17 protein-coding genes and 1 pseudogene are annotated in these 17,220 nt (G+C 62.6%); 6 read left to right on the plus strand and 12 right to left on the minus strand.

The window, feature by feature from the left end; all coding sequences use genetic code 11:
* Positions 1-87: hypothetical protein (locus tag NKH78_RS32710; RefSeq protein ID WP_502899817.1), on the plus strand; the 87-nt coding region annotated here is incomplete at its 5' end.
* Between the two features lie 203 nt (positions 88-290).
* Here the strand turns inward: NKH78_RS32710 and NKH78_RS26225 are convergent.
* Entirely contained in the window at positions 291-797 is a 507-nt protein-coding gene (locus tag NKH78_RS26225; RefSeq protein WP_352738106.1) for an OsmC family protein, read from the minus strand.
* A gap of 327 nt (positions 798-1,124) precedes the next feature.
* Between NKH78_RS26225 and NKH78_RS26230 the strand changes: the two genes are divergently transcribed.
* Positions 1,125-2,033 (plus strand): DMT family transporter, encoded by a 909-nt coding sequence (locus NKH78_RS26230; RefSeq protein WP_352738108.1) that lies wholly within the window; start codon positions 1,125-1,127, stop codon positions 2,031-2,033.
* 195 nt (positions 2,034-2,228) lie between these two features.
* On the opposite strand, the gene NKH78_RS26235 is transcribed toward NKH78_RS26230, so the two are convergent.
* Positions 2,229-3,083, minus strand: a complete 855-nt coding sequence (locus NKH78_RS26235; RefSeq protein ID WP_352738110.1) for a LysR substrate-binding domain-containing protein — start codon at positions 3,081-3,083, stop codon at positions 2,229-2,231.
* A gap of 113 nt (positions 3,084-3,196) precedes the next feature.
* Between NKH78_RS26235 and NKH78_RS26240 the strand changes: the two genes are divergently transcribed.
* A complete protein-coding gene (locus tag NKH78_RS26240; RefSeq protein WP_352479219.1) occupies positions 3,197-3,604 on the plus strand; it encodes a tautomerase family protein in 408 nt (135 codons plus the stop codon).
* A gap of 139 nt (positions 3,605-3,743) precedes the next feature.
* Positions 3,744-5,966 (plus strand): AMP-binding protein, encoded by a 2,223-nt coding sequence (locus NKH78_RS26245; protein ID WP_352778083.1) that lies wholly within the window; start codon positions 3,744-3,746, stop codon positions 5,964-5,966.
* 18 nt (positions 5,967-5,984) lie between these two features.
* Here NKH78_RS26245 and NKH78_RS26250 read toward each other — a convergent pair whose 3' ends face one another.
* The 4 genes from NKH78_RS26250 to NKH78_RS26265 form a co-directional block, all read right to left on the minus strand.
* The gene (locus NKH78_RS26250) at positions 5,985-6,248 is read right to left on the minus strand and encodes a hypothetical protein (RefSeq protein ID WP_352738112.1); all 264 of its coding nucleotides are present in this window, start codon (positions 6,246-6,248) and stop codon (positions 5,985-5,987) included.
* 191 nt (positions 6,249-6,439) lie between these two features.
* Positions 6,440-7,255 (minus strand): CDP-alcohol phosphatidyltransferase family protein, encoded by an 816-nt coding sequence (locus NKH78_RS26255; protein WP_352738114.1) that lies wholly within the window; start codon positions 7,253-7,255, stop codon positions 6,440-6,442.
* Between the two features lie 3 nt (positions 7,256-7,258).
* Positions 7,259-7,957 (minus strand): phosphatidylserine decarboxylase, encoded by a 699-nt coding sequence (locus tag NKH78_RS26260; RefSeq protein WP_352647365.1) that lies wholly within the window; start codon positions 7,955-7,957, stop codon positions 7,259-7,261.
* Positions 7,958-8,090: 133 nt separating this feature from the next.
* Positions 8,091-9,533 carry a DMP19 family protein gene (locus NKH78_RS26265; RefSeq protein WP_352884718.1) on the minus strand — a complete coding sequence of 481 codons (1,443 nt, stop codon included), beginning with the start codon at positions 9,531-9,533 and terminating at the stop codon, positions 8,091-8,093.
* A gap of 105 nt (positions 9,534-9,638) precedes the next feature.
* On the opposite strand from NKH78_RS26265, the pseudogene NKH78_RS26270 reads away from it, so the two are divergent.
* Positions 9,639-10,504, plus strand: a pseudogene (locus NKH78_RS26270) (SMP-30/gluconolactonase/LRE family protein).
* 5 nt (positions 10,505-10,509) lie between these two features.
* Here the strand turns inward: NKH78_RS26270 and NKH78_RS26275 are convergent.
* From NKH78_RS26275 to NKH78_RS26290, 4 genes are all read right to left on the minus strand, one after another.
* Positions 10,510-10,857 (minus strand): antibiotic biosynthesis monooxygenase, encoded by a 348-nt coding sequence (locus NKH78_RS26275; RefSeq protein WP_352738207.1) that lies wholly within the window; start codon positions 10,855-10,857, stop codon positions 10,510-10,512.
* A gap of 89 nt (positions 10,858-10,946) precedes the next feature.
* On the minus strand, positions 10,947-12,833 hold the full coding sequence (locus NKH78_RS26280; RefSeq protein ID WP_352738118.1) for an ABCB family ABC transporter ATP-binding protein/permease: 1,887 nt from the start codon (positions 12,831-12,833) through the stop codon (positions 10,947-10,949).
* A gap of 20 nt (positions 12,834-12,853) precedes the next feature.
* The gene (locus NKH78_RS26285; protein ID WP_352508542.1) at positions 12,854-13,207 is read right to left on the minus strand and encodes an ArsR/SmtB family transcription factor; all 354 of its coding nucleotides are present in this window, start codon (positions 13,205-13,207) and stop codon (positions 12,854-12,856) included.
* An 81-nt stretch (positions 13,208-13,288) separates the two neighbouring features.
* On the minus strand, positions 13,289-14,734 hold the full coding sequence (locus NKH78_RS26290; RefSeq protein ID WP_352738119.1) for a LysM peptidoglycan-binding domain-containing protein: 1,446 nt from the start codon (positions 14,732-14,734) through the stop codon (positions 13,289-13,291).
* A gap of 113 nt (positions 14,735-14,847) precedes the next feature.
* Here NKH78_RS26290 and NKH78_RS26295 point away from each other — a divergent pair, with 113 nt between their 5' ends.
* Positions 14,848-15,459, plus strand: a complete 612-nt coding sequence (locus tag NKH78_RS26295; protein ID WP_352738122.1) for an LOG family protein — start codon at positions 14,848-14,850, stop codon at positions 15,457-15,459.
* Positions 15,460-15,591: 132 nt separating this feature from the next.
* Here the strand turns inward: NKH78_RS26295 and rarD are convergent, their stop codons facing one another.
* Together rarD and NKH78_RS26305 are read right to left on the minus strand one after the other, a co-directional pair.
* The gene (gene rarD, locus NKH78_RS26300) at positions 15,592-16,524 is read right to left on the minus strand and encodes an EamA family transporter RarD (protein ID WP_352738124.1); all 933 of its coding nucleotides are present in this window, start codon (positions 16,522-16,524) and stop codon (positions 15,592-15,594) included.
* 154 nt (positions 16,525-16,678) lie between these two features.
* Positions 16,679-17,218 (minus strand): hypothetical protein, encoded by a 540-nt coding sequence (locus NKH78_RS26305; RefSeq protein ID WP_352738126.1) that lies wholly within the window; start codon positions 17,216-17,218, stop codon positions 16,679-16,681.
* Between the last annotated feature and the right edge of the window lie 2 nt (positions 17,219-17,220).

Here is a 17,220-nt window from a genome sequence, read left to right on the forward strand (position 1 = left end):
CGCCCAACCGAAACCGATGGCGTCTTCGATGCCTACTTCCGCCACCAGAAAATCCAGACCATCGACCTCAATGCAAGCCAACGATAGGATGGCAAACTGTTCGATGTCCTCGCACACCTGTTCGCGATGTCCCCGGTCCAAACACCCCCTTGCGGGGGAGATGGCCGACAGGCCAGAGGGGGGTTGGTCCGATCGGGCTCGGCCTGCTGCAGCGGTTGGCGCTTCACGCGAGACAACCCCTCTGTCGCCTTCGGCGACATCTCCCCCTGAGGACCCTCAAGGGGAGATCGTCAGCGTCGGGCGCTGACCGTCAGCTCCGGCTTCTGGCTGATGGTCTGAAACACCACGCAGTAGCGCTCGGTCAGCTTGAGCAGCGCATCGATGCGCTCCTGCGGTTCGTCGGTGTCGAGCCCAAATGTCAGCCGGATGGCGCGGAAGCCAACCGGCGCATCCCTCGCCACGCCAAGCGTGCCGCGAAAGTCGAGATCGCCTTCGGCTTCCACCGTGGCGGCTCCAAGCTTGAATTCCAGCGCCGTCGCCACTGCCTTCAGCGTGACACCGGCGCAAGCCACCAGCGCCTCCAGCAGCATGTCGCCGGAGCAGAGTTCGAGCCCGGTGCCGCCGGTCGCCGGATGCAGCCCGGCAAGGGCAATCGCCCTGCCCGTCTCGACCTTGCAGGCGATCGATTGGTTGTCGATCGAGCCCTTGGCCTTGAGGGTAATCAGCGCGCGCGAGGCGTCGTCGCGATAGGCCTCCTTCAGCGGCGCCTGCATGGCCTTCAATGCGATCGCGTCCATTTCATTTCTCTCCCATAGTTGTCTGGCTTCGCCGCTTAACGGCGGTGTCGCCTGCCCCAAACGCAAGTCCCCGCTGGCGTAGCGCTTGGCAGGGTTTCGCCCGTAAGCCTGACGATACGGGTGCCCGACATCCAACGCCTTCACACCCTCTCTCGCAACACATTCGTAAGGCCGCCGGACATATGGCCGATATCGCCACCCTGGAAACCCGCGAAAGGGTTCTTGCGGGCCTCCTGTTCAACGGCGCTGCCGTCTGCTGTTTCGATGCACGACGCCTCGATCAAGCTGACACTATGGTGTCAGGACGGGGCAGCGTAAGCTGGTAAAATGACGGAATCGCTGGACATGTCAGGCACAGTGGAAAGCGCCCGCGAACGTACCCTCGGCATCATCCTGGTCTCGGCATCGGCGGCCGTCTTCGGCCTCACCGGCGTGCTGACCAAATCGATCCATGCCGACCCGCTGACCATCACCTGCTGGCGCGGCTTCGTCGGCTCGATCCTGATCAGCCTTTATGTGCTATGGCGTCGCCAGCGCTCCGGCGGTCGCGACAGCCTGCGGCTCGGCTGGCGCGGCTGGCTGCTGGCGATCGAGGGCGCGCTCGCCAGCATCGCCTTCATCTCGGCGTTCAAGTTCACCTTTGTCGCCAATGTCGCGATCATCTACGCCACCGCACCCTTCGTCACCGCGCTGCTTGCCTTCATGCTGGTCCGCGAGCCGTTCCGGCTGCAGACGCTTGCCGCCGCCGCCGTGTCACTGTGCGGTGTGGCGATCATGGTCTGGTCCGGCTTCGGCACCGGCCATCTGTTCGGCGACGGGTTGGCGCTGCTGATGACGATCGGCAGCGCGCTCTACATGATCATGGTGCGGGCCTTCCGCGATACGCCGGTGGTGTGGGCGGGTGCCGTGTCGGCGTTCCTCCTGTTCGTGCTCGGCTGGCTCATCACCGATCCGCTGGCCGTCTCGGCCAGGGACGCTGTGCTTCTAGCCACCTTCGGCGCCTCGTTCGCGCTGGCCTCGATCCTGTGGACGGAGGGCACCCGGCTTATTCCGGCGGCCGAGTCAGGATTGCTGGGCTCGGCCGAAGTGCCATTCGCGATCCTGTTTGCCTTCCTGTTCCTCGCGGAGATCCCGCCGGCAGCCAGCATGCTCGGCGGGGCCATCGTGCTTTGCGCGGTGTTCGCTCACGCCGGCCGAGACTGGCTGATGGCCAAGCAGCGCGCAGCGGATGCATGACCAATCCTCGCCGCGTCCGAGGGCGAGTTGGCGGTCCGATCACGAGAAGTCCGTTCCTCAAAATAAATTTGAAAAGTCATGGAACCATCATAGGGCTCAGTCATTATGGCTGCGACGGGCCACCCCAAGTCCCCCCAAACCCCTCGGCCCGTCCTACTCAGAGCCGACCGCAAGGTCGGCTTTTTCTTTGCTGGCTCAGTTGGCCAAGGCCAGGTTGCCGCTGAACAACGCGGCCAGATCCTGCGCTGGTCGATCGGCATCCTCACGCAAGCGGATGGCGAATTCGGCGACCGGCACTGGCGGCAGATCAAGATCGTGCGGCGCCTCGACGATGCCGGAATGAGCGAAGCGCGCAGTCCTCAACGTCAAGGCGATGCCGGCGTGCACTGCCGTGCGCAGGCCGGCAAGGCTGGCACTGCCGGCAGCAATGCGGTAGCGACGGCCGGCCGCATCGAGTGCACTGGTCGCCGCTTCGCGAAACCCGCAATGAGGATCGAGCAGTGCCAAGGGCAGTTCGTCATGGCGGGTGGCCAGCCCATTCTGTGAGCAAAGCCAGATCATCGGTTCCTTGAGCACGCCGACTTCGTCGCGTGTCGCCACCTGCCGCATGGCAATGGCCAGATCAAGGGTGCCGGCCTGCAAAGCCTGCGCCAGTTCAGCGGAACGGCCGACGCGCAATTCGATCCTGACGCGCGGATGGCTGACAGCGAAAGCCCTGAGAAGCTGCGGCAAGCCGCTGTCGGCGAAGTCCTGCGTGGTGCCGATGGCGACGCGCCCGTCGGCACGCGCCCCTTTGAGGGCCAGCCACGCCTCGCGGTGCGCGGCAAGGATGCGACGCGCGTGGCCGACCAGATCCTCGCCTGCCGGCGTCAGACCGCGCCCTCGCCCCTGCGGCACTAGCAGCGCTTCGCCGACAACATCCTCCAGCCGCTGCATCTGCGCGGTCACTGCGGACGGGGAGCGGCCGACGATCGACGCGGCCCGCGCCAGGGAACCGTCATCGACGAAAGCGAGGAAAGTCTTGAGGAGGTCGGGATCGAACATCTGCATAATTCGACACTATCAAAGTGTTTATCAAAAACAATTCGATTTTTTTGATTTAGTAATGATGGCACGATTTTTTCGACGGCGAGAAACGCCGCTTGAAGCCGAGGAGAAGAAACATGCCGATCATCAATGTCAGCGTCACCGGCAAACCCGATGCCGGTTTGTCAGCCGCCATTGCCAAGGAGGTGACCGAACTGACGGCCATGCATCTGCGCAAAGATGCAACGATTACAGCTGTTGCCATTTCCTATCACGACCCAGAGCACTGGTTCGCCGGCGGCAAGTCGCTGGCCGAGCATGGCGCCAACACGGCTTGGCTCGACATCAAGGTTGTCGACGGCACCAACACCAAGCTCGAGCTGGAGGCGTATCTGCAGGCAATTTTTGCCGCATTCGGCCGGCTTCTGGGCAAGGTGCATGAGGAAAGCTACGCCCTCGTGCATGAAGTGCCTGCGGCCGCCTATGGCTTTGGCGGCAAGACGCAGGAATTCCGCTTCATCAGCGGAAGGATGAAAGCGGCGTAGCTGCGATAGGCAGCCGAATCCAGTGATGACAGGAGAAAAGGAAAATGGAGCCGCATTGACGTTGATCCAACTTCGGCTAGGTTCTCACCCGAAGCGGCCACTGAAGAGCCGTGACGTGAGATTGTTGGGAGATGCGGCGATGATCCTGACACTGGCGCTGCTTGCGGGTCTTGTCGCAGCCTGGCTGCTGATCGGCGTGGTGGAGACGTTCCGCCTCGGCCTGCGTTTGAGCCAGGCGCTGCTCTACGTGCCGTTCAAGCTCGCCTACCGGATCAGCGACGAGCGCATCAAGATTGCCCGCAAGTCGGCGGCCCCGGTCATCTACGTCGTTTGGCATCAGTCACGCATCGAGCCGGCGCTGATGCTGTCGCTGCTGCCGGAGGACACGCTGCACATCCTCGACCAGGCTTCGGCCAGGTCGCCGTGGCTGGAGCCGTGGCGTGAGCTCGGCCGCACCATCGCCTTCAACGCCGAGCATGTCTTCGTCAGCCGCAGATTGGTGCGGGTGCTGAAGGGCAAGGGCCGGCTCGCCGTTTACCTGCCGGATACGGTCGAGCCCGACGTCAAGTCGTTTCGGTTGTTTCGCGCCATCACCCGTATCGCCATGCAGGCCGACGCGCGCATCGTGCCGATCTTCGTTGCCGGCGCACGCAGCCTGCCGGCTTCACTGACGCCGGCGGACAAGGCGCCCCGCCACTGGTTTCCGCAGCTGTCGATCAGCGTGCTGGAGCCGATGACCATTGCCGAGCTGGTGGCGCGGAATCCCGATCAGGCCTCCAACACAAATGCGTTGTTCGATCGCTTCGCTGAGGCCAGGCTTTTCGGCAACGATCTCGATCGCGGCCTGTTTCTTGCCATGCGCGATGCCGCCGACCGGGTTGGCGCTTCGCATCCAATTGTCGAGGACGTCATTGGTGGCGCGCTGAGCTACCGGAAAATGTTCATCGGCGCCAGGGTTTTGGGCCACCGCTTCGAGGCAATAACAGCGCCGGGCGAAGCGGTTGGGCTGCTCCTGCCCAACGCTAATGGCGTCGTGCTGTCGTTCGTCGGACTTTTGTCGGCTGCGCGGGTGGCAGCAATGATCAACTATACCGCCGGCCCGGCCAGCGTCACCGCAGCCGTCCGCACGGCGATGATCCGCACCGTGGTCTCCTCACGCGCCTTTGTCGAAAAGGCCAATCTCGCCGACATCGTCGAGGCGGTGGAAAAAGGCGGGGCGAAACTGTTGTGGCTAGAGGATGTTCGCGCAAGCGTGACCGTGCTGGACAAGGCCGCAGCCGCCTTGCTGTGGCGCTGGCCGCTGCAGCGCCAGGATGCCGCCAAGCCGGCGGTGATCCTGTTCACCTCCGGCTCGGAAGGCACGCCCAAGGCCGTGGTGCTGTCGCACCGGAACCTTCTTGCCAATGCGATGCAGGCGGAAGCCCGCATCACCATCTCGCCTGCCGACATTCTGCTAAACGTGCTGCCGGTGTTCCACTCGTTCGGGTTGACCGGCGGCACCATCCTGCCGCTGGTCACCGGAGTAAAGCTGTTCCTCTACCCGTCACCGCTCCACTACAAACTTATTCCGGAGGTGGCGCGCAAGGTCCGGCCGACGGTGATGTTCGGCACCGACACGTTCCTCGCCAATTATGCCCGCACCGCCAAGGACGACGATTTTTCCAGCCTGCGCTTCGTCGTGGCCGGTGCCGAGGCGGTGAAGCCGGAGACGCGCCGGGTTTACCGTGAGCGCTTCCAGGCCGAGATCATCGAAGGTTTTGGCTTGACCGAGGCCGCACCGGTGGTTGCCGTCAACACCGCCATCCACGGCCGCGACGGAACGGTCGGGCGGCTGCTGCCGGCCATGCGCATGAAACTCGAACCGGTCGAAGGCATTAGCGACGCCGGCCGGCTGTGGCTCGACGGGCCAAACCTGATGATGGGCTACATGACCGCCGATAGGCCGGGCGAGTTGCAGCCGCTCGAAGGCTGGCACGACACCGGCGATATCGTTTCGGTCGATCGCGAAGGCTTCATCACCATTCGCGGCCGCGCCAAGCGCTTCGCCAAGATAGCCGGCGAGATGGTATCGCTTGGTGCGGTCGAGATGCTGGTGCAGTCGCTGTGGCCGGAAGAGCATCACGCCGTGGTGGCAGTGCCGGACAAGCGGCGCGGCGAGCGCCTCGTTCTGGTCACCACCGCCGACAATGCGGATCCCGACGAATTGCGCGAATTCGGCAAAAAGGCCGGGGCGGCCGAACTGATGGTGCCGAACGACATCGTCAAGGTCGAAGAGATCCCGGTACTGGGCTCCGGCAAGACCGACTATGTCTCGACTAGAAAGCTGGCGCTCGAGAGGCTGGGACTGAGCGCAGCCGCCTGAGGTTTGCTGTCGAAAACTCTAGAGGACCACCACCGACAACAGCAGAATGACGCCGACGGCCATCATCAGCAGGCCCGGCCAGTTCTGCGACAGGCCAAGAAAACGGAGCCCGCGTCGTCGCGGCTCCAGAGTCGGACCTTGTGTTGCGAGATTGGGCGTCGGACTATCCGGCGCGGTGGAGACAGCGGCCGGCTCACTAAGCCGCCCGCGCATGATGGCCGCAACCGCCATATAGACGAGGCCGGCGACAGTCAGTAACGCGCCGATGAGGATGACAGCCATTTCTCCTCGTTTCCGATGGTCTTGCGCCCGATGCGGCAGCTTGCGCGACGTTGACGACGTATCACGACCCGCCGCTCAAACGGACCTACCAACACAAACGGTCTGGCCGCCCAGCAAGTTCCGAAAACGGGTTTTTGAGGTGCGTTCCACAGCGCCGCGTGCTCTGCTAGCCGCTCCCAAGTCCAAATCCGTCAGCCAATGTCCGACGACGGCATCTTCTCGCCTTCGCGCTTGGCGCGTCTCGAATAGGCGCGCACGCTGAACGGCAAGAAGACCAGATAGCCGGCAACCGAGGCCGTCAGCGTATACCAGGGATAGGTCATCAAAAGCAGGACGTAGAGGACGACTGCGAGGATGATCGGCAGCACTCTGTCGCCCGGTATCCTGACGCTCTTGCCGGAATAGACGGGCAATCTGCTGACCAGCAGGAACGCCACCAATATTGTGAAGCCGGTGGCAATGAAGGCCGCCAGGCGGCTGGGTTCAAGCCCAAGCCTGAGGAAGAACAGATAGAGCGGCAGCATCACCAACACCGCACCCGCCGGCGCCGGCACGCCGACGAAATATTCGGTCTGCCACTGCGGACGGTCGAGCTCTTCGTCGAGCACGTTGAAACGGGCAAGCCTCATCCCACAGGCGATGGTGAACAGCAGTGCGGCGATCCAGCCCGGCGAACCTGCCCTGTCGAGTAGAAAGGCATAGAGCACCAGCGCCGGTGCCACGCCGAAATTGACGATATCGGCCAGCGAATCCATCTGGGCGCCGAATTTGGAAGTCGCCTTCAGCATTCGCGCCAGACGGCCGTCGATACCATCGAGGAAGGCGGCGAGCAGCACCATCACCACCGCTGGCTCGAAGCGGCCCTCGAAGCCGAAGCGAATACCGGACAGGCCAGCGCAGATGGCAAGCACCGTGACAAGATTGGGCAGCACCATGCGCATCGGGATTTCGCGAATGCGCGGCCCACCGCCGCCATGCGCCTCGAATTTCTTGAACGGCGGCGCCACCGGTCAGGAGATCCGCACGAGCGGCGTTGCAGCAACGCCGCCGAATTCCGCCAGCACCGTCTCACCGCCAACCGCGGTCTGGCCGACGGCGACCCGCGGCGTCGCGGTCGAAGGCAGGAATACATCGACGCGCGAGCCAAAGCGGATCAGTCCGAAGCGCTCGCCGGTGCCGATGGCGCCGCCGGCCTCGGCCCAGCAGACGATGCGCCGCGCCACCAGGCCGGCAATCTGCACCGCGGCGACCGTTCCATTGGGGCTTTCGATGACCAGCCCGTTGCGCTCGTTCTCGGTGCTTGCCTTGTCGAGTTCGGCGTTGAGGAATTTTCCTGGCCGATGCTCGATCCTGGAAATGCGGCCACGCACCGGAGAGCGGTTAACGTGGCAGGAAAAGACGTTCATGAATACCGAGATGCGGGTCATTTCGCCGCCGCCGAGGCCAAGCTCGCGCGGCGGCACGGCCGGGCCAACCGCCGAGACGATGCCGTCGGCCGGGCTGACAACCAGCCGGTCGTCGATCGGCGTGACACGCTCGGGATCGCGGAAGAAATAGGCGCACCAGGCCGTCAGGATGAGACCGATCCAGAACAGGGTCGAGGAGAAATAGCCAAGAAAGAGCGTCGCCGCGCCGAACGCAGCGATAAAGGGATAACCCTCGCGATGGATCGGAACGAACGCATTCTTGATCGTGTCGACGAGGCTCATGGGATCAGGACAACCTTGGTTCCAAGTCCGGCCTCAATAGCGGAAACACCCTGCGGTCGCAACGCGACAATGGGGGCGGTTGAGGGTTTGGCGGTCGCGCCGCCGTCTCTCAGAACGACCAAGCGAAATCCACTCAGGCACCCGCTGCCGCCGCTTGATCGAAATACTCGTCGAGCTCGCGCCGATCGGCCTCCCCCAGGCTCTCTTCGTGGCTGCCGCGCAGCTCGGCGCCGTTCGGGGTCGACTGGAGGAAGAATACGTGCCCGTCGGCCATAACCACCCAGTTCACAACCGTGTCGCCTTCCCTGGCCACGACCGAGTTCGCCGAGACAATTGCTTCGGTCGGATCGAACCCGGCCCTGCGTAGCAAGAGGTCGACAGCGACCGGCGCATGATAGGCTGCGGCCAATTCGAGCACCGTTTCTATTGCCTGCGCTTCAACACGGGCAAGTCTCTTGCCGACGCGCGGGGCGCCGGCAGCGAATGGATTCTCGCCTGGACGCGCGACGGACGGATCCTTCGGGGCGATATATTCATAGACGGCCGCATGCGTGGGCGTGGCGACGGCTAGACGCGGCTCCTTGGCATTGGTGCGCAGCTGAAAAGCCAACAGTTTTTCGCCCTCGACGTCCAGCACCCTTGCCATGCCGAGCGCCAGCTTGACCTCGGGCCTAGGCGCCTCGGCGCATGCAAGGCCGACGCCGACATCACGCCAGCCCGTCATTTGATTGACCAGCTTGCCAACAGAACGATGGAGTAGCCTCGGCTGGCGCCGGGGATTGGCCATGGCCAGTTGATGGATGGCGTCGTCGCAGTCGGGATCGTCGACAATTTTCAGTTCGGGCCACGAAGCGATCCAACGCGCCGAAAGCGCAAGCATCGACGCGGCCTTATCGGCTTCATAGAAAAGCTCATCAAGTGTGTCGAGGAAGTCGTCACGGCCGCCTTCGAAGCCGGTCTGTTGCTCGGCCTCGTCAGGGTGCTCTGCGAGCCAGCCTGCCATTTTGTCCAGAGCGCCTAGTTGTTCATGCGCGCCCATTGCGGCAAGGCCAACGCGTGCGTCGGCAATGACGTCGGCGAGAATTCCATAAACGTTGCAGTTGTGAATGAGCTGACTGTGGCCGCCATTATTCACCTGCGCCAAATAGAGGTCGGCATGGTACACCTGCATCGCCTTCTGGTTTATCTCGAAGCGCGTGTAGAGCGCCTTGCTGAGCATGGCGTTGACGAAACCGTCAACGGCTACAACGAGCTTGAAAGGCTCATCAACCGCCTGTTCCACCGCGGAGCGCGGCACAATTACCGAAGGTAACGGCCTGCCTACGAATGACTGCTCGGAGCGAGCCGGCGAAATGAGCGCCGACCGACGAAATTTCCCCTTAGCCCAGCGAGAAAATCTTTCGAACACGTCAACCCCTTTTGTGCTTTGGCAACAACAGGTGATTCTTGCATTTGACTTTCCCGTCCGCAAGCACCGGCCGGTTATACTTCTTGAAGAAGGATGAGTGGAGGCGCACGGCGCATCACGCGGTTCCGTGCGGCTACTCAGGTCAAATGTAAACGACGCCGTCGCCATCCTCATTGTCGGAACGCAGCACTCTCGCCCGTCCTTGGCAAGACAGCGCCTCTCATCGGCCTTTTCGGCCATGACGATTTGCGCAAACCCGGAGGTTCTCGGCCCATGCAGGAATCAGCAGCTAGGCAAGTGCAAGTGGTGATGAACGGCTTGGCCTTCGGCGAGTCGCCGCGCTGGCACGATGGCCGGCTGTGGTTCTGCAACTGGGGTACGGGCCAGATCATCGCCGTTGACGTCCTAGGCAACAGCGAGATCGTGCTCACCGTGCCGGCCACCCTGCCCTATTCCATTGACTGGCTGCCGGACGGGCGCCTGCTTGTCGTGTCCGGCCGCGAAGGGCTGATCCTCAGGCAGGAGGCAGACGGGACATTGGTCACCCATGCCGATCTGAGACAACTATCAAAGAGCCCGTGGAACGAGATCGTCGTCGATGGACGCGGCAACATCTATGTCAATGGTGGTGGGCCTGCTCCGGGTCCCGGCCAGCATTTCGGCCCCGGCACCATCGTGCTGGTCGCGCCTGACGGCGCGGTTCAGCGGGTGGCTGAGAACCTCGCCTTCGCCAATGGCATGGCGGTGACGCCTGACAACAAGACGCTGATCGTTGCCGAGTCCCACGCCAACCGGCTGACCGCCTTCGACATCGCTGCCGATGGCGGCCTTTCCAACCGCAGGATCTGGGCCAATCTCGGCAACGGTTTCCCGACGGCATCTGCCTCGATGCCGAAGGTGCGGCCTGGTATGCCGATGTTCCGAACAGGCATTGCGTACGGGTGCGCGAGGGCGGCGCGATGCTCGAAAGCGTCGACGTCGACCGCGGCTGCTTTGCCTGCATGCTCGGCGGCAGCGAGGGAAAAACGCTGTTCATCGTCGCCGCCGAATGGCGCGGCTTCGAACATATGATCAGCGATGCCCGTACCGGCCAAGTGCTCAGCGTCGACGCTACTGCGCCGGGCGCCGGCTGGCCATAGAGAGCTTACATCCCGGGAATCCGCTGATAGTTGGCAATATCGGCCTTGACGCCAAGTCGCGGAATGGTCTCCTGAGGATTGAAGCCGCTGCGCTCATGCGCAGCCTTGATGATCGGCACGACCTTGTCGACAGCGGCCTGCCCTTCCCATTCGACAATGGTCACGAGGTTGAACTCGCCCGGCCCCGAGAATTGCTCAAGCAGGAAATCCTGGACGAACCCTTGCTGCTGGCGCAGCAATTCATGCGTCATCCGGACCTTGGCAAGAATCTCGTCGCGGGCGTTGGTCGGAACGACAAACTTGTCCACCCGGAATACGCTGCCGCCACTACCTGCCTGATTTATCCCATTCATATCGATGGTCTCCGTTTTTGAACGACGCATCTTGCTGCGATCCAAAACGGCCTACGATCTCAACTTAAGTTGAGGTCAAGCACGAATTTTCAGCTCACCTCCGAGGTGCGGCGGCGAACGACGACGCCGAACTCGTCGCTTTCGCGGGCAATGCGCAGCCGCTCCTCGGCCTCGCTTGCCTCGCGCTGGCGGTCCCACATCGATGCATAAAGGCCGCGCTTGGCCATCAACGCGGCATGGGTGCCGCGCTCGGCGATCTGGCCGTCCTGCAGGACGATGATTTCGTCGGCCGAAATCACTGTAGACAGCCGATGGGCGATGACGAGGGTGGTGCGGCCCTGGCTGACCAGGTCGAGTGCCGCCTGGATCTCCTGCTCGGTGTGGCTGTCCAGCGCCGAAGTCGCCTCGTCGAGCATCAGGATCGGCGGAGCCTTCAAGATGGTGCGGGCAATCGCCACCCGCTGCTTCTCGCCGCCGGAGAGTTTCAGCCCGCGCTCGCCCACCATTGAGCGATAGCCGTCGGGCAGCCGCTCGATGAACGGTCCGATCTGGGCCAGTTCCGCTGCCTTGCGCACATCCTCCTCGCTGGCACCGATGCGGCCGTAGCGGATGTTGTAGGCGATGGTATCGTTGAACAGCACCGTGTCCTGCGGCACCATGCCGATGGCGGCGCGTAAGCTCTCCTGCGTCACGTCGCGAATGTCCTGGCCGTCGATCAGAACCTTGCCGCGCTGGATATCGTAGAAACGAAACAAAAGCCGCGAAATGGTCGACTTTCCGGCTCCGGAGGGACCGACAATGGCCACCGTCTTGCCTGCTGGCACCTCGAAGCTGATACCCTTCAGGATCTTGCGGTTGGGGTCGTAGGAAAAATGCACGTCACGGAACTCGACATTGCCGGCGCTGACGACCAGTGGCTTGGCGCCTGGCCGATCGACGATCTCGCGCTTGACGTCAAGCAGATCGAACATGTTTTCGATGTCGGTCAGGCCTTGGCGGATTTCGCGGTAGATCATGCCGATGAAATTCAGCGGCACCGAAAGCTGCATGAGCATGGCGTTGACGAAGACGAAGTCGCCGACGCTCTGTGTGCCTGCCTTCACCTCGAGTGCCGACAGCACCATGACGACGGTCATGCCGATGCCGAAGATCACGCCTTGGCCGAAGTTCAGCCAACCAAGCGAGGTCCAGGTCCTGGTCGCAGCCACCTCATAGCGCGCCGTGGAACGGTCGAAGCGTTCGGCCTCCATGGCTTCGTTGTTGAAATATTTGACTGTTTCGTAGTTGAGCAGCGAATCGATCGCCTTAGTGCTGGCTTCATTGTCGCTGTCGTTCATCTCGCGGCGGATCGAAATACGCCAATCGCTCGCCCTGACGGTGAACCAGACATAGAGCCAGACCGTGACCGCGATCACCAAGACGTACAGCCAGCCATAGGTGACGGCGAAGATGCCGGCGGTGAGCGCGAATTCGACGATCGTCGGCGCAGTCGCCAGCATGGTGAACCGGACGATCGTCTCGATGCCTTTAGTGCCGCGCTCGATGACGCGCGACAGTCCGCCGGTGCGCCGTTCGAGGTGGAAGCGCAGCGACAATTCGTGCATGTGCACGAAGGTACGGAAGGCGAGCCGACGCACGGCATGCTGGCCGACCCGTGCAAACAGGGCGTCGCGCAGCTGGTTGAAGCCGAGCTGCACCAGCCGCACGGCATTGTAGGCGACGACCAGCATGACCGGCGCCAGCAGAAAGGCCGGCAGCGGCGGCGGCGATTTGCTATCGCCGGCCAGTGCGTCGGTCGCCCATTTGAAGAAATAGGGTCCGGCCACCAGGGTCAGCTTGGCGACGACCAGCAGCACGGTGGCCCACACCACCCGGGCCCTCAGGTCGGCGCGGTCGGCCGGCCACATATAGGGCCAGAGATTGCGCAACGTTCTGAAGGTCGAGCCGGAATCGGCGGAAACGGTTTTCTCGGCCATTCTTGTTTACCTTTTATGTCTTAGCGGCCGGAGCAGCAGGAATCGACCAGCGCGGCCAGCGATGCCGAAACATCGGCGAGCGCGGCGCGGTCGAGCTCATAGCGCGAGCGCTGGCGGTCAGGCTCGAAGCGGATCAGCCCGGCCTCGACCAGGATCTTCAAATGCTGGGAAACGGTGGACTGCGCCAGATCGAGATGCTCGACGACCTCGCGACAGCAGCAGGAACGGCTGGCGGAAAGGTGTTTGAGAATTTCGATCCGCGCCGGATGCGAAAGGGCCGCGAGCCGGACAGCGACAGCGCGGCTATCCGGCGTGCAGTTGGCCGGCGTGCAATTGGCCGGCGCGCGTTCATCTGCCGCCCGGCGTCGGTCCATTACGGGGGGAGATTCGATCATCGTGCATCGGCGATAAACGATGACTGGCCCTGCCGCAAGCTATCCTGATGGGCAGAACGGCTACTCGGTCTTGGCTGGCGCCGTCGTCATCTGGTCGCCCATTGCCTTGAGATCGGCGGGTTCGCCTTCCTTCGATTTCCCCGGCACCTTGAACACCTGTCCCGGCCAGATGCGGTTCGGATTGCTGATCTGGTCCTGGTTGGCGAGATAGATGGTCGAGTAGCGCATGCCTTGGCCATAGACTCGCCGCGAAATCCGCCACAGCGTGTCATGGCGGCGGATAATGACTGCGCCATCGGCATGTTCGAGCTTAGGAGCGATGGTCTCGGGAGTTTCGCCCGAAGGCGTTGTCGCGGCCATTTCGGCCGGGGCCTCGGTGGCGGGAGTGGGGGTGGTTGCGGGCGTTTCGGCGGCTGTTGCCGGTGTAGTCGGCGCGGCTTCGGTCGCTGGCGCATTCGGCTCGGCCGGTTTTATCTCGGCAGGCTTCGGCCCGGCCGGCGCCACGGCGGCAACCGCCTCGCCTGGCTCGCGTTCGAACGGCACGGCGGCACGGGCCACCACGCTCACGCCGTCGGCATCGAGCGCGTCGACATGGATGGTGTAGGTGCCGACCGGGATGTCACGTGTCGCTTCGACCAGGAAGTGGCGGTCGGGCGAGGTCTTCGCGTCGCCGAGCAGGATATCGTTGGCATAGGCGCGCACCTTGCGGCCGGGATCGGTGACGCCGGCAATGAAAATCTTGTTGCCGTCGATTTCGACGGCTTCGACGACGATCTTGGGCTCCGCCGCGGGAGCAGCAGGCGCTACCGGTGTGGCGGGCGCCACCGGAGCCGGTGCGGCTTCAATGGCGGCCGGCGCGGCTGGCGCCGGCGCGGCGGCGGCCGGCAGTTCGGTGCCGGGGGCAGGCAGCGCGGCATCAGATTTTGCCTCAGGGGCCGGAACAGTGAGCAGTTCGGACGGCTTGCCCGGCTCCTCGACCATTGCCAGCACTTGGCCGGTGGAATTCTGGGGGATCGAAACGACGGCGGTCTGCGCCGAGGCGGTCACGACATTGCCAGCCGTCGAGCGCAGCGTGATCGTGTAGTCGCCGGGCTTCAGCGGATCGTCGAGAATAATGGCAAAGGCGCCGTCGGGACCGGCGACCGTCGAGCCGAGCACAGTCGAACCGTTGAGAATCTCGACCTTGGCGTTGGGCGCCGCATTGCCGGCGACGACGATCGAGCCGTTGCTTTCGACGCGCACGATGTCGAAGGTCGGCACGATTGCACCTGCTGCGGTCGGCGCAGCGGGCGCTGCCGCATCGGTGGACGCCGCGGGCGCAGGCGGCAGCCGCCCCTCGGTCGCCGGAGCGACCGGTTTCGAAGCCGGCGGCGTCAGCGCCGCGACCTCCGCAGGCCGGGTAGAATTGAGATACGGGTCGAGCGCGCCCGATAGATAGGCGGTTCCCGCCGCGGCGACAGAGCCGCCAGCCGCGAACAAAAACGCCTTCAACGGATTAATTGCCATGTTTCCCTGCCCCTTAGCCACCTAATTCGGTCTAGCCTGTTTTACCAAATCCGACAAGAAAAAGCCCGCCCCAGGGCTTGACCATGCCAATAGTCCCTATCACCAATCATAACATGAACACGATTCGATCTGTCTGCGTCTATTGCGGCTCGTCCCCGGGCCGAGATGAAACTTATATCAAGGCCGGACATTTGCTTGGCCGCTCGATCGCCAAGTCCGGCCTGCGTCTGATTTATGGCGGTGGCACTAAAGGGATCATGGGTGCCGTCGCTGAAGGGGCATTAAAGGCCGGCGGCAAGGTAACCGGCATAATTCCACGTTTTCTGATCAACCGGGAGGCGACCGAAACCGCGCTTAACCGGCTCGACGAGCTCGTCATCACCGACAATATGCATGAGCGCAAACATAGGATGTTCGAGAAATCCGACGCCTTTGTGGCGTTGCCCGGCGGCATCGGCACGGTCGAGGAGATCGTCGAGATCATGACTTGGGCGCAACTCGGCCACCACCGCAAGCCGATCGTCTTCGGTAACGTCGGAGGGTTCTGGGATCCGATGCTAGCGCTGCTCGACCACATGGCAACGGAAGGCTTCATCCACACGGCGCAACGGGTAAAGCCGCTGGTGGTCGAGGATCCGGAAGCAATCGTCGCCGCCATCATGGTGGCGGGATCGTCCGTCGATGCACCGACGGAGGGCGTACAGTGGGTGATTGATAAGATGTAGAGTGAATAGTGAATAGTGAAACACAAGACGTTCCAGACCGCGCCTGTCTATCCACTACTGACTATTCACTATTCACTCCTTTCCCTACTGCGTTCCTTAAATCCGCAATGACCGGCCAGCCGCCTTTCTTCGTTACGCGGCTCGAGCTGATGCGGAAACGGTCTTGCGCACCGAAGAAAACATCGACCAGGAGTACATCGCCAGTGCTGCCCAGATCAGCCCGAAGGCTATGGCCTGAACACTGCCGAAGGGTTCGCCGAAAATCAGCACCGCGATCAAAAAGACGATGGTCGGCGCGATATATTGCATGATGCCGATGGTGGAGAGGCGCAGCAGCCTGGCGCCGAACGCAAACAACAGCAGCGGCACGGCGGTGACCGGCCCGCAGCCGATCAGCAAGGCGGTGTCGTTCAACGAGCTGGAGACGAAATGATCCTGTCCTGTGGCGATCAGGAAGATGATGTAGCCGAGCGCCGGCACCGACAGCAGCAGCACTTCAAGCAGGAAGCCCTGGCTCGGGCCGATTGGCAGCGTCTTGCGGAAGAAGGCATAGGCGGCAAAGGAAAAGGCCAGCACCAGCGACACCCAAGGCAACTTGCCGGCGTCGATGGTCAGTACCGCGACGGCGATTGCCGCGAGCACCACCGCCACGACCTGCAGGCGGTCGAGCCGTTCGCCGAGCAGCAGCGCGCCGACAACGACGCTGACCAGCGGGTTGATGTAGTAGCCAAGCGCGGTCTCGATGGTGCGGTCGACCGCGATCGCCCAGACATAGATGCCCCAGTTGACCGAGATCAGCGCCGCCGTCAGCACTGCCATCGAAATGATGCGCGGCGAACGAGCTGCCGCTTTGAAATCGGCAGTGCGACCGGCCCAGACCAGGACAGCGGCCGCGATTGGCACCGACCAGACGATGCGGTGGGCGATGACTTCGGCCAGCGGCAGATGCGCGACAGCCTTCATGTAGAAGGGCAGCAGCCCCCAAAGGAGGTAGGCGCCAAGCGCCAGCAGAAAACCGCGACGAGCTTTGGTGTCGGCTTCGATGTGAAGTGCTTGGGTAGTCATGGGCGAAGGCTATGCGCCAGCGGCTTGCCCAAAACCATCGCAAATTGCTGATGGATCAATGGAGTCTCGCTGATGGTTCAACCCGACCACCAAACATTGAACAATCGCGCCGTGTACGAGAGGGTAAAAGGCCCAACCAACACGACATGCGGTCTCAACGCTGAGCTGGTTTCTCGTTAAGTTCGAAAAAGACGCTGTCGGGCGAACCCTCATCGTGCCTGAAGCCCGTCAGCTCTGCCGCAAGATCGAGGGGAAGGTCAAAAACAAAATCGACCTCGGAACCCTTGGTATCTTCTTCATCCTGTTTGGAAAAACACTGCTGCTTCAGCACTTCGAAAGAAGCGGGGAGATCACCCGTGACATGCAAGTCCCTCACAGTCTTGTCACCGCTGTGCCAGACTTTCCAAATGTTCCTTCCGTTGCGCCAGAGCTCGGCGCGGGCGAACATGACATGCTCTTCTATGTGCGCGATAACCACTTCCCGCCCTTGCGAGATCGCCACCAGATATTGTTGAGGTGGGTTTGGGAAGCTGCAGGGATCGAGAATGATAATCGCCCAGTTCTTTTCGCTGGCATAGGCATTCACTGGCGCTTCGAAAATCTCCGATGAATCGCCAATTTCGCGCCCGAACAAGGCCGCAGCTTCCTTTATTTCATAACCACGAAAACCAAGCCAGCTTATCGAGAAGCCCATCT

Source organism: Mesorhizobium sp. M0910 (genome assembly GCF_040319465.1).
Classification (GTDB): Bacteria; Pseudomonadota; Alphaproteobacteria; order Rhizobiales; family Rhizobiaceae; genus Mesorhizobium.